General features: G+C 45.4%; 10 protein-coding genes. 8 read left to right on the forward strand and 2 right to left on the reverse strand.

All coding sequences use genetic code 11. The features are described from left to right. Positions 1-527: 1,6-anhydro-N-acetylmuramyl-L-alanine amidase AmpD (gene ampD / locus B7C60_RS04280; RefSeq protein WP_245868528.1), on the forward strand; the 527-nt coding region annotated here is incomplete at its 5' end. Here the strand turns inward: ampD and fldB are convergent. Continuing rightward, positions 516-1,034: a flavodoxin FldB gene (fldB, locus tag B7C60_RS04285; RefSeq protein ID WP_099610581.1), complete on the reverse strand. Its 519-nt coding sequence runs from the start codon at positions 1,032-1,034 to the stop codon at positions 516-518. The genes ampD and fldB overlap by 12 nt on opposite strands. Positions 1,035-1,177: 143 nt before the next feature. On the opposite strand from fldB, the gene xerD reads away from it, so the two are divergent. The 7 genes from xerD to lpdA all read left to right on the forward strand — a co-directional run bounded on the left by xerD (position 1,178) and on the right by lpdA (position 12,035). Continuing rightward, complete coding sequence (xerD, locus tag B7C60_RS04290) at positions 1,178-2,086, forward strand: site-specific tyrosine recombinase XerD (protein ID WP_099610582.1); 909 nt, start codon at positions 1,178-1,180, stop codon at positions 2,084-2,086. A gap of 15 nt (positions 2,087-2,101) precedes the next feature. Then, positions 2,102-2,845 (forward strand): bifunctional protein-disulfide isomerase/oxidoreductase DsbC, encoded by a 744-nt coding sequence (dsbC, locus tag B7C60_RS04295; protein ID WP_099610583.1) that lies wholly within the window; start codon positions 2,102-2,104, stop codon positions 2,843-2,845. A 63-nt stretch (positions 2,846-2,908) separates the two neighbouring features. Beyond that, complete coding sequence (gene recJ / locus B7C60_RS04300; protein ID WP_099610584.1) at positions 2,909-4,648, forward strand: single-stranded-DNA-specific exonuclease RecJ; 1,740 nt, start codon at positions 2,909-2,911, stop codon at positions 4,646-4,648. A 318-nt stretch (positions 4,649-4,966) separates the two neighbouring features. Continuing rightward, positions 4,967-5,737, forward strand: coding sequence for a pyruvate dehydrogenase complex transcriptional repressor PdhR (gene pdhR / locus B7C60_RS04310; RefSeq protein WP_099610585.1), 771 nt, complete (start codon positions 4,967-4,969; stop codon positions 5,735-5,737). A gap of 50 nt (positions 5,738-5,787) precedes the next feature. After that, positions 5,788-8,448 carry a pyruvate dehydrogenase (acetyl-transferring), homodimeric type gene (gene aceE, locus B7C60_RS04315; protein ID WP_099610586.1) on the forward strand — a complete coding sequence of 887 codons (2,661 nt, stop codon included), beginning with the start codon at positions 5,788-5,790 and terminating at the stop codon, positions 8,446-8,448. Positions 8,449-8,467: 19 nt separating this feature from the next. Then, a complete protein-coding gene (gene aceF / locus B7C60_RS04320; protein ID WP_099610587.1) occupies positions 8,468-10,345 on the forward strand; it encodes a pyruvate dehydrogenase complex dihydrolipoyllysine-residue acetyltransferase in 1,878 nt (625 codons plus the stop codon). A gap of 262 nt (positions 10,346-10,607) precedes the next feature. Continuing rightward, positions 10,608-12,035, forward strand: coding sequence for a dihydrolipoyl dehydrogenase (lpdA, locus tag B7C60_RS04325; RefSeq protein ID WP_099610588.1), 1,428 nt, complete (start codon positions 10,608-10,610; stop codon positions 12,033-12,035). 97 nt (positions 12,036-12,132) lie between these two features. Here lpdA and B7C60_RS04330 read toward each other — a convergent pair whose 3' ends face one another. Then, the gene (locus B7C60_RS04330; RefSeq protein ID WP_099610589.1) at positions 12,133-12,765 is read right to left on the reverse strand and encodes a LuxR/HapR/OpaR family quorum-sensing transcriptional regulator; all 633 of its coding nucleotides are present in this window, start codon (positions 12,763-12,765) and stop codon (positions 12,133-12,135) included. Positions 12,766-13,041 lie beyond the last annotated feature (276 nt).

A 13,041-nucleotide genomic window follows, 5' to 3' on the forward strand; every position in this document is an offset into this window, starting at 1 on the left:
GAGTTGAATCGCCGTTTTATGATCAAAGGCCAGATGAGCAGGATATTTCACTACTGGTAGTACACAACATTAGCTTGCCGCCGGGGCAATTTGGTGGGCCTTATATTGAGCAGTTTTTTTGTGGCACATTAGAGAGCCAATCGCATCCCTTTTTCAAGGTAATTGAAAAAATGCAAGTCTCGGCGCACTGTTTGATCCGACGAGACGGCGAGGTGGTGCAATTTGTTCCTTTTTCAGCTCGAGCTTGGCATGCAGGGCAATCTGCTTTTGCTGGGCGTGAACGATGTAATGATTACTCTATCGGCATTGAACTTGAAGGGAGTGATTTTATTGCCTATACCCAAGCACAGTATCAAGCATTAATTGAGCTGACAAAACATTTGATCAGGCGTTATCCTGCGTTGACTCGCACCCGAATCACAGGGCATCAATATATTGCGCCAATGCGCAAAACAGACCCTGGGTTAGTCTTCGATTGGCGTTACTTTCTTGCGCAAGTTTCCTCTGAATTCGAACTAGGCGAATAGCTGATATTCGGTGAGGATCTGCTCGACCCAGGTGGCAATTCGTTCATCACTCAGTTCATATTGCGAATCTTCATCGAGCGCTAAGCCAACAAAGTGGCGACCATCTGCGGTAAGTGCTTTGGAGGCTTCAAACTGGTACCCCTGAGTTGGCCAGTAGCCGATCAGTTTAGCTCCGTTCTTCTTGACGGCATCGTGCAGCATCCCCATCGCATCCAGATACCATTCGCCATAACCTTCTTGATCGCCTAAGCCGAATAATGCGACGAACTTGTCGTTTAGCGGTACGCCATCGATGTGATCCCATATCGCGCTCCAATCTTCTTGGATTTCACCAAAGTCCCAAGTGGAAATGCCTAGAATCAACAAGTCATAGTCGCGCATACGAGAAAGCGGCGTTTCTTTGACATTGTGGATATCAAGTAATTCTTCACCAATAATAGCGCGCATTTTTTCTGCTGCCATTTCGGTGTAACAAGTTGTTGAGCCGTAAAATAGACCAATTTTCATAGAATTCATGTTGTTTTTGCTACATGAGAGGAATTCTATACCTAACTGAGCGAAAGATGCCAGAGCCAACCGTCTATGAGTGGCGAAGAATTTATGGTATTAAGTCGAGGTCTATTTCTATCATCATATAACGAGAAGTCGCGGTGTCAGAGCAATTGTCAGTGGATCAAGGACTGGTTGAGCAGTTTTTAGATGCGATGTGGATGGAGCGAGGGTTAGCAGAAAACACCCTAAGCTCGTATCGGAATGATCTTAATAAATTGCTATTTTGGATGCAGCAGCATCACTATCGGTTAGATTTTATTAGCTTAGCTGGATTGCTTGAGTATCAAAGTTGGCTGACGGATCAAAATTACAAACAAACCTCGCGAGCAAGAATGATCTCAGCCATGCGCCGTTTGTTTCAATATTTGCACCGAGAAAAAATTCGCAGTGATGACCCGAGTGCTCTGCTGGTCAGCCCTAAACTACCGCAGCGGTTACCGAAAGATCTCAGCGAAGGGCAAGTTGAAGCCTTATTAAATGCGCCCAATCCCGATGATCCACTTGAGCTACGTGACAAAGCGATGCTTGAGTTATTGTATGCAACGGGGCTAAGGGTGACAGAGCTGGTCTCTTTAACGATGGAAAATATCAGCTTAAGGCAAGGCGTGGTGAGAGTCACCGGCAAAGGGGGAAAGGAGCGTTTAGTTCCAATGGGGGAAAATGCCATAGAATGGATTGAAACTTTTCTTACTCAAGGGCGGTCTCATTTGCTGGGTCAACAGACTTCCGATGTGGTGTTCCCCAGTAAACGTGCCAAACAAATGACTCGGCAAACCTTTTGGCATCGTCTTAAATATTACGCCGTGATTGCTGGTATTGATGTAGAAAAGCTATCACCCCATGTACTGCGTCATGCTTTTGCCACCCATTTATTGAACTATGGGGCAGATTTACGGGTGGTGCAGATGTTGCTGGGGCATAGTGACTTATCTACCACACAAATTTATACTCATGTCGCCACTGAACGACTTAAACAAATACACAGCGAGCACCATCCAAGGGCTTGATAGAAAGGATTTTTTATGAAGGTTTTATACCGCTTACCATTACTGCTGCTAACGATTTTTACAACGGCCTGTTATGCGCAGGATGGGGCGACAGGTATTGATAAAAATGTGTTTGCCAAACGCTTTGCACCATTGGGGCTGGAAGTGCTTTCTGTCACTCCCGCCGATATTACCGGTTTAGTGGAAGTGCAAACACCGGGCGGGGTGGTGTTTGCTTCGGAAGACGGCCAGCATTTTATTGCTGGGACGTTATATGCGCTAAATGATGATGGCAGTTATGTCGATGTGCTGGCCAAGCGCCAAGCGCCGATTAATGCTCAGAAAATAGAGCAGTTAAAATCGAGTATGATTGAATATAAAGCAGCGAATGAGCAATATGTGGTGACGGTCTTTACCGATACCACTTGCGGTTATTGTGTTCGCTTACATAGCCAAATGAAAGAGTATAACGATTTGGGCATTACCGTGCGTTACTTGGCTTATCCTCGTCAAGGCCCTGTTGGGCAAGTGGCGGAGCAAATGGCAGCCATTTGGTGTGCTGACGATCCTAAAGCCGCCATGCACAATGTTAAAATTGAACGGCAATCACCGCGAGCGAAAGGGGATCTTAAACAGTGTCAGCAGACGATTGCTCAGCATTACCAGTTAGGCCGAGAGCTTGGTATTTCTGGAACCCCTGCTATTTTTCTACCCAATGGTGAAATGGTCGGAGGCTATTTGCCTGCCGCTCAACTAAAAAAACGCCTGCAACAGCAGTAAGTATTTTACCCCATCGACTCACTTAGGAAGCAGGCTTGGTTCATCCAAGCCTGATTATTTTTTATGATAGAGATTCAAAGAAGACCTGATCCTGATCTGACTCAGTTGCCAGATTCCATTCCCGATTTGCTTAAGCGAATCTATTTAAATCGAGGCATCACAACCATTAACCAGCTTGAAAAGGCTGCAAAAGCTTTACACTCCTACCGACAACTGAACGGTATTGAGCTGGCGGTTGAATTATTGTTTAACGCGATTCAACAGCAACGGCGCATTATTATAGTTGGCGATTTTGATGCCGATGGCGCAACCAGTTGTGCGTTATCTGTGTTAGCGCTACGCATGCTGGGTTGCCACAATGTCGACTATCTGGTTCCTAACCGTTTTGAAGATGGTTATGGATTAAGCCCTGAAGTGGTTGATCAAGCCTTAGCGCTTGGGGCGGAGATGATCATGACGGTGGATAATGGCGTCTCTTCTATCGAGGGGGTGCGTTATGCCAAACAGCATGGACTGACGGTCTTGGTCACCGATCATCACCTACCGGGGCAGGTATTGCCCGAGGTTGATGCAATGGTCAATCCAAACCTACAGCAGTGTACGTTTCCTTCCAAAGCGTTGGCTGGGGTTGGTGTTGCTTTTTATCTTATGATGGCACTGTGTGTACATATGCGCCAGTCAGGTTGGTTTAAGCAGCAAGGTATCGCTGAACCTAAATTAATGGAGTTGATCGATCTGGTTGCTCTGGGGACGGTTGCTGATGTGGTGCCATTGGATGAAAATAACCGAATCTTAGTTCATCAAGGTCTACAACGCATCAGAGCGGGTAAGGCTCGTCCCGGGATTCAGGCATTGATTGAAGTAGCAAAACGTGACCCTCGTCGATTGATGGCGACCGATTTTGGATTTGCTCTCGGGCCTCGCATTAATGCTGCCGGGCGCTTAGATGATATGTCCTTTGGGGTCGAACTTTTATTGAGTAACAATATTCATGCCGCTCGCCGAATGGCGAATGAATTGGATGCGCTGAATCAAACGCGTAAAGCGATTGAAGAGGGGATGAAACAAGAGGCGTTGGCTTTTTGTGAACGGTTACAATTTGGTGAACATGGCACACTACCGGCTGGTTTAGTGTTATTCCAAAGGGATTGGCATCAAGGGGTTATCGGCATTCTTGCCTCGCGTATTAAAGATAAATACCATCGTCCTGTGATCGCTTTTGCTGAAGGCGGTGAGGGAATCATAAAAGGTTCTTGCCGTTCCATTCCCGGTCTGCATATGCGTGATACCTTAGATAAGATTGATACACAACATCCTGGCTTGATTATCAAATTCGGCGGACATGCGATGGCAGCAGGCTTAACTATCGCTGAGCGGCAATTAGAACATTTTCGCCAGCTATTTGAACAAGTGGTGAATGAACAGCTAGACGCCGCGAGCCTCAAAGGCATCGTACTCAGTGATGGGGAGCTGAAGCCTGAAGAATTCTCTATGCATACCGCGGAAACCTTACGTGCTGGAGGGCCGTGGGGGCAAGCCTTTCCTGAACCGCTATTTGATGGTGAGTTTAAGGTAGTTCACCAAAAACTGGTGGGGGAAAAGCATCTTAAGCTTATGTTAGAGCCTTTATTTAAAGGACACCCGACTCATATCATGATCGATGGCATCGCATTTAATGTTGATTTACGCCGCTGGCCAGATGCTTCGGTCAAAACGGTTCACCTGGCTTATAAATTGGACATTAACGAGTTTCGTGGCAACCAATCTTTACAGCTATTGATTGACCATATTGAAGCAAAATAAACCGTCATCGTGATGACTTGAGTGGTGAATTCGTTGAACGCTCAAGTCTATCCCTCTGTTATTGCTTGGTTTTTATAAAATTACCGCTATCTAGCCCGCCATTTCCCCATCTGTGTATTTTTTGTAATTGGTCTTACCAATACTATTGCTGTTTTAGTCTGCTATTGTTATCAGAGTGTTTTGGTTAGACCTGTTCTATGATTTACATCAACTTTCGACTGGACAATTACGTTTTATTTATGTTAATTTCTACCTCAACTTGAAATTGGTATTACCAATTGCCAGCGGTAAAATTAAAGAGAAAAAGAACAATAAATTATGGCTTATCAAAGGATCCGTCAGCCGAAACTTTCTGATGTGATAGAACAAGAATTAGAACGGCTGATTGTGGAAGGAACATTAACGCCGGGTCAGCAACTGCCCCCAGAGCGTGAGCTGGCAAAACAGTTCGATGTTTCTCGACCTTCTGTTCGTGAAGCCATACAGCGTTTAGAAGCCAAGCGCCTTTTAACCCGCCGTCAAGGCGGTGGCACATTTGTTAGTGAGCATATTTGGCAAAGTTTCTCCGATCCTCTGCTAAATTTATTGTCTAGCCACTCAGAAACTCAGTTAGATCTACTCGAAGCGCGTCATGCGTTAGAAGGTATTTCTGCCTATTTCGCTGCATTGCGTGGTACCGATGAAGATTTTGCTCGTATTCAAGCCAGTGTGGTGCGAATTGGACAAATGCAAGAAAAACAAGATGTTGAAGCTGAAGCGGTGAGCGTAATGAAATTTCTGATTGCGATCACCGAAGCGACTCACAATGTCGTGTTATTGCACATCGTTCGTAGTCTCGCACCATTGCTTGAGCAAAATATTCTGCAAAATTTTAAATTATTACATCGCCGCCCCGAAGCGGTCGAGAAAGTAAGTAAGCACCGAGCTAATATCGTGGATGCGATTGTATCTGGCCAGCCAGAAAAGGCACGTGAGATGTCTCATTCACACTTAGCTTATATTGAAGAAACATTGTTGGATTTGACCCGAGAAGAGTCTCGTCGAGAACGTTCTCTGCGCCGTATCCAACAGGGTAATGAGCCGCAATAGCGGTTCATTGCGATTCTAAATAAGTCCAACCAACAGAAGGATAGATCGCCATGTCTGACATGAAGCATGACGTAGATGCACTGGAAACTCAGGAGTGGCTTTCCGCCCTTGAGTCAGTTGTACGTGAAGAAGGCGTAGAGCGTGCGCAATTCTTATTAGAAGAAGTTCTAGAGAAAGCCCGTCTCGATGGCGTTGATATGCCCACTGGTATCAACACAAACTATATCAACACGATTCCGGCCGCCCAAGAGCCCGCTTATCCCGGTGATACCACGATAGAGAAACGTATTCGTTCCATCATTCGTTGGAACGCGATCATGATCGTGTTGCGTGCTTCCAAGAAAGATTTAGATTTGGGTGGGCATATGGCCTCTTTCCAATCTTCCGCCGCATTCTATGAAACCTGCTTCAACCATTTCTTCCGTGCGCCGAATGAGAAGGATGGTGGTGATCTGGTTTATTATCAAGGCCACATTTCTCCGGGGATTTATGCTCGTGCCTTCGTTGAAGGTCGCCTGACTGCTGAACAATTAGACAACTTCCGTCAGGAAGTCGATGGCAAAGGAATTCCTTCTTACCCACACCCGAAATTGATGCCTGAATTCTGGCAATTCCCGACCGTTTCGATGGGGCTTGGTCCTATCGCTTCAATTTATCAAGCGCGTTTCTTGAAATATCTTGAGGGCCGAGGGCTAAAAGATACTTCACAACAACGGGTTTACGCCTTCCTGGGTGATGGTGAGATGGATGAGCCAGAATCACGTGGTGCAATTTCGTTTGCTGCACGTGAGAAGTTGGATAACCTATGTTTCCTTATCAACTGCAACTTGCAGCGTCTTGATGGCCCCGTGATGGGGAACGGTAAGATCATTCAAGAGCTAGAAGGCCTATTTAAAGGCGCTGGCTGGAATGTGGTTAAAGTGATTTGGGGCAATAACTGGGATGCGCTATTAGCGAAAGATACTTCAGGTAAATTATTGCAGCTGATGAACGAAACCATTGATGGCGATTACCAAACGTTTAAAGCGAAAGACGGTGCTTACGTTCGGGAACACTTCTTTGGTAAATATCCAGAGACAGCGGCACTGGTTGCCGATATGACCGATGATGAGATTTTTGCCTTGAAACGTGGCGGTCATGAGCCATCCAAACTGTTTGCTGCATTCAAGAATGCGCAAGAAACGAAAGGCCGCCCAACGGTTATCCTCGCAAAAACCGTCAAAGGTTATGGTATGGGTGATGCGGCAGAAGGCAAAAACATTGCGCACCAAGTGAAGAAAATGGATATGACTCATGTGGTTGCAATGCGTAACCGCCTTGGCCTGCAAGATTTAATTTCAGATGAAGAGGTGAAAAACTTACCTTATCTGAAATTAGAAGAAGGCTCGAAAGAGTTTGAATATCTACACGCTCGCCGCAAAGCTTTGCATGGCTATACGCCACAGCGCCTGCCTAATTTTACTCAAACATTTATTACCCCAGAACTAGCAGAGTTCAAGCCACTGCTTGAAGAGCAAAAACGTGAAATTTCTTCTACCATGGCTTTTGTTCGTACCTTAAATATTCTGCTGAAAGATAAAAATATCGGCCAACATATCGTACCCATTATTGCAGATGAAGCTCGTACCTTTGGTATGGAAGGGCTGTTCCGTCAAATTGGTATTTATAACCCGCATGGGCAAAACTATACCCCACAAGATAGAGACATCGTTTCTTATTATAAAGAAGCGACTTCTGGTCAAGTCTTGCAAGAAGGGATCAACGAATTGGGGGCCATGTCATCATGGGTTGCTGCAGCGACATCATACAGTACCAATGATTTACCTATGATTCCGTTCTACATCTATTACTCGATGTTTGGTTTCCAACGTGTCGGTGATATGGCATGGATGGCCGGTGACCAGCAAGCGCGTGGCTTCCTATTGGGCGCAACAGCAGGCCGAACTACACTAAATGGCGAAGGTTTGCAGCATGAAGATGGTCATTCACATATTTTAGCCAGCACGGTACCAAACTGCGTCTCTTATGACCCAACCTTTGCTTATGAAGTTGCCGTCATCATTCAAGACGGGATTCGTCGTATGTATGGTGAACAAGAAAATGTCTACTACTACTTGACGCTCATGAATGAAAACTACCCAATGCCAGCCATGCCGGAAGGTGCGGAAGAGGGCATTCGTAAAGGTATCTACAAACTAGAAACCTATACTGGCTCAAAAGGCAAGGTTCAATTAATGAGTTCAGGGACTATCATGAATGAAGTGCGCAAAGCGGCGCAAATACTAAGTGAAGAGTTTGGTGTGGCTTCTGATGTTTATTCAGTGACGTCGTTCAACGAATTGGCGCGTGATGGTCAAGCATGTGAGCGTGATGCGATGTTGCATCCTGAGGCGGAAGCGAAAGTCCCTTATATTACCCAAGTGATGGGAACTGAACCAGCAATCGCTGCGACGGATTATATGAAGAACTACGCAGAGCAAGTACGTGCTTACGTGCCAGCGGAGTCTTATAAAGTATTAGGTACAGATGGTTTTGGCCGTTCTGATAGCCGTGAAAACCTACGTCGTCACTTCGAAGTCAATGCGAGTTATGTTGTTGTTGCCGCGCTGAGCGAACTGGCTAAACGTGGTGAATTGGACAAATCAGTAGTGGTTGAAGCGATTAAGAAATTTAACATCGACACTGAAAAAACAAACCCGTTATACGCTTAATTGAAGGTAGGAAAGAATAATGGCAATCGAAATTAATGTACCGGATATTGGTGCGGATGAGGTTGAAGTTACCGAGATCCTTGTCAGCGTTGGCGACAAGGTCGAAGAAGAACAATCATTGATCACGGTTGAAGGTGATAAAGCTTCAATGGAAGTGCCTGCGTCACAAGCAGGGATCGTAAAAGAGATCAAAATCGCTGTCGGTGACAAAGTCACTACTGGTTCTTTGATCATGGTGTTTGACGCTGAAGGTGCCGCGGCAGCAGCTCCTGCGGCTGAGGCTCCTGTTGCTGCGGCTGCTGCTCCTGCTGAACTGAAAGAAGTTCAAGTGCCCGATATTGGTGGTGATGAAGTCGAAGTGACTGAAATCATGGTCGCGGTCGGTGATACGGTAACCGAAGAGCAATCATTGATTACCGTGGAAGGCGACAAAGCCTCGATGGAAGTGCCTGCGCCGTTTGCAGGTACGGTCAAAGAAATCAAAATTGCTGCTGGTGACAAAGTGACCACAGGTTCTTTGATCATGGTCTTTGAAGTGGTTGGTTCAGGCTCTGCGGCTCCAGCGTCTGTGGCTCAAGCAAGCGCTGCTGAAGCTCCTACTACCGCAGCAGAGAAAGATGTTCAAGTGCCCGATATTGGTGGTGATGAAGTTGAAGTAACCGAAATCATGGTTGCGGTTGGCGACATGGTGGAAGAAGAGCAATCATTGATCACCGTTGAAGGCGATAAAGCCTCAATGGAAGTTCCGGCACCGTTTGCAGGGAAAGTGAAAGCGATTAAAGTCGCTACGGGTGACAAAGTTTCTACTGGCTCATTGATCATGGTGTTTGAAGTCGCCGGCGCAGCACCAGCCCAAGTGGCGGTTGCTGCTCCTGTACAAGCTGCTGCACCAAGTGCTGCTGCGGCTGCGCCTGTTGCACAAGTTAGTGCTCCTGCGACCGCAGACTTCCAAGAGAATCATGAATACGCTCATGCCTCGCCAGTGGTTCGCCGTCTGGCACGTGAATTTGGCGTGAACCTAGCGAAAGTAAAAGGTTCGGGTCGTAAGAACCGTATTCTAAAAGAAGACGTTCAGAGCTATGTGAAAGAAGCACTTAAGCGTCTTGAGTCTGGTTCTGCGGCAGCTGCTTCAGGTAAAGGGGATGGCGCGGCACTGGGTCTACTTCCTTGGCCTAAAGTGGACTTTAGCAAGTTTGGTGACACTGAAGTTCAACCACTTTCCCGGATTAAGAAGATTTCAGGTGCTAACCTGCACCGTAACTGGGTGATGATCCCTCATGTCACTCAGTGGGATAACGTGGATATCACGGAGCTGGAAAACTTCCGTAAAGAACAAAATGCCATCGAAGCGAAGAAAGACACCGGAATGAAGATCACTCCATTGGTGTTCATCATGAAAGCGGTGGCTAAAGCACTAGAAGCCTTCCCAGCGTTTAACTCTTCGTTGTCAGAAGATGGCGAAAGCTTAATTCTCAAGAAGTACGTTAACGTGGGGATCGCGGTAGATACACCGAATGGTCTAGTAGTTCCAGTCTTTAAAGATGTTAATAAAAAAGGCATCTATGAGCTTTCAGCCGAGCTTGCTGCAGTCTCGAAAAAGGCGCGCGCTGGTAAGCTGACCGCGGCCGATATGCAAGGCGGTTGTTTTACGATCTCTAGCCTCGGTGGAATTGGTGGTACGGCATTTACGCCAATCGTTAATGCACCAGAAGTGGCAATTTTAGGGGTTTCTAAGTCAGAAATGAAACCGGTGTGGAATGGTAAAGAGTTTGCACCACGTCTACAGCTTCCGTTGTCACTGTCTTACGATCACCGTGTAATTGATGGTGCGGAAGGTGCACGTTTTATCACCTACTTAAATGGCTGCTTAAGTGATATTCGTCGCTTAGTATTATAAGCATGACATAAACAGCAAGGCGGCATTTAGCCGCCTTGATTCACGTATAATCTTGCAATTTGATGATAAAGAATGTTCGGTCATTGAATTGTTGTCTAGCTCACAGGCTAACTGGATTTACTTTTCATACCATTAACATCTCTGTAAACTGTTACGGTTAAAAAGTTATCGATTTAAAGCCATATTGTTTTTAATCTGGCTTTAACTAAATGAGAGAACCCTCCACTCAGCCTGTTAGGGATATTGACTATAAGAGGTCGAAATGAGCAAAGAAATTAAAGCCCAAGTTGTTGTACTGGGTGCCGGTCCTGCTGGTTATTCGGCGGCTTTTCGCTGTGCCGATTTAGGTCTGGATACCGTACTTATCGAGCGTTACAACACGCTTGGCGGCGTGTGTCTCAATGTTGGGTGTATCCCTTCAAAAGCCCTACTTCATGTGGCGAAAGTGATAGAAGAAGCCAAAGCGCTTGCGGAACACGGCATTGTCTTTGGCGAGCCACAAACGGATATTGATAAAATCCGCCTTTGGAAAGAAAAAGTGATTAACCAGTTAACGGGAGGTCTTGGCGGAATGGCTAAGATGCGTAAAGTTAATGTGGTGAACGGTTTTGGTAAGTTTACTGGTCCAAATACCATTCAAGTTGAAGGTGAAGAAGGAACAACCGTCGTTAATTTCGACAACGCGATTATCGCCGCCGGATCCCGTCCGATTAAACTGCCTTTTATTCCCCATGAAGATCCGCGTATTTGGGACTCAACCGATGCTCTGGAACTGAAACAAGTCCCCGGAAAGTTGTTAATCATGGGAGGGGGTATTATCGGTCTAGAAATGGGAACGGTGTATCACGCTCTGGGATCTCAGATCGATGTCGTTGAAATGTTTGATCAAGTCATCCCTGCGGCCGATAAAGACATCGTTAAGGTCTATACCAAACGTATCCAAAACAAATTTAATTTGATGCTTGAAACCAAAGTGACCGCAGTAGAAGCCAAAGAAGATGGCATCTATGTGTCCATGGAAGGTAAAAAAGCACCAGCAGAAGCGGAACGTTATGATGCTGTATTAGTTGCTATTGGCCGTGTTCCTAACGGAAAACTTATGGATGCAGAAAAAGCAGGTTTAGAAGTCGATGAACGTGGCTTTATTCATGTTGATAAGCAAATGCGCACCAATATTCCTCATATTTTTGCGATTGGGGATATTGTCGGACAGCCGATGTTGGCGCATAAAGGCGTACACGAAGGCCATGTTGCTGCTGAAGTGATCGCGGGTAAGAAACATTACTTCGATCCAAAAGTGATTCCTTCTATTGCTTACACTGAACCAGAAGTCGCTTGGGTTGGTAAAACAGAAAAAGAAGCCAAATCTGAAGGCATTAACTATGAAGTGGCGACATTCCCATGGGCAGCCTCAGGGCGAGCCATCGCATCTGACTGTGCAGACGGTATGACGAAACTTATCTTTGATAAAGAGACTCACCGTGTGATTGGTGGTGCAATCGTTGGAACCAATGGTGGGGAACTATTGGGCGAAATCGGTCTGGCTATTGAGATGGGCTGTGATGCTGAAGATATTGCGTTAACTATCCACGCTCACCCAACATTGCATGAATCCGTAGGGCTTGCTGCGGAAGTGTTTGAAGGAACGATCACTGATCTACCCAATGCGAAAGCAAAAAAGAAAAAGTAATTTAGCTTGATAATAAAAAGCCGCTGATTGAACAGCGGCTTTTTTATATCAACAACTTTTTATATCAACAAATAGTTAATGTGTTACGGATTGAGCGCTAAGAGGCAACAGATAACGGTTCTCGATTATAAATACACAACATTGCTAAGTAGTTGTTGGCTAATTTATGGATTTTTTGTCCATCAGGAACTCGATTGGCTTGCACAAAGAGAGAGTAACAAATACCAAGGAATAATATGGCCAGATTTTCAGCATCAAGCTGAGGAGAAACCTCGCCACGTTCGATGGCTTTGACAAACATATTTTTAACTAATAATTGATTGGTCTTATTACTTGAAACAAAAAGAGGCCAAACCTCATCTCGTGTTGAAGCGCTCCACTCAAACCATACTTTGAGCCAGTGGCAGTCATCAATCGCAAGTTGAACCATCGCCGAGGAGATGGTGTGCATATTTTCTTTAGCACTGAGTTCAAGGTCGATATGATCGGTTAAAAAATTAGAGAACTGCCGAACCACAAAGGTGAGTACATCGTCGACTAAGTCCTCACGAGTTGGGAAGTAGTTAAACACGGTAGCGACTGATACTTGGGCAATATCAGCAATATCTGCATGCCCTCCACGACCAATTCCTCGCTTAGCAAACACTTCTAGCGCGATTTCCATCAGTTGCTGTTTACGTTTTTGTGGAGAAAGCCGAGTTCTTGGCCGTTTCTCAATTGATGCGTCCATAGTTAATTTTTCCTTGCCATTTGACGATTTATTGCGTTTTGTCACGCTAATGATTTTTTTATAAGTTGTTTTAGAAACGCTATGAGTGTAATGGTGCATATGTATCAGGTCAATGCTTTATGCCTAAATAATCGCCATATGTAGAAAATGTTTTTTAGATCAATATGTTTTATCGATAAAAGATGTGTTACTGCTAATTTAGATTAATCAATAGGTTGGGTTTGGCTTAAATCGGCGTGGTTGTCGCTTACTTGGATCGAGCGGTAGCAAAGGTTA

Source organism: Vibrio fujianensis (genome assembly GCF_002749895.1).
GTDB classification, from domain to species: Bacteria; Pseudomonadota; Gammaproteobacteria; order Enterobacterales; family Vibrionaceae; genus Vibrio; species Vibrio fujianensis.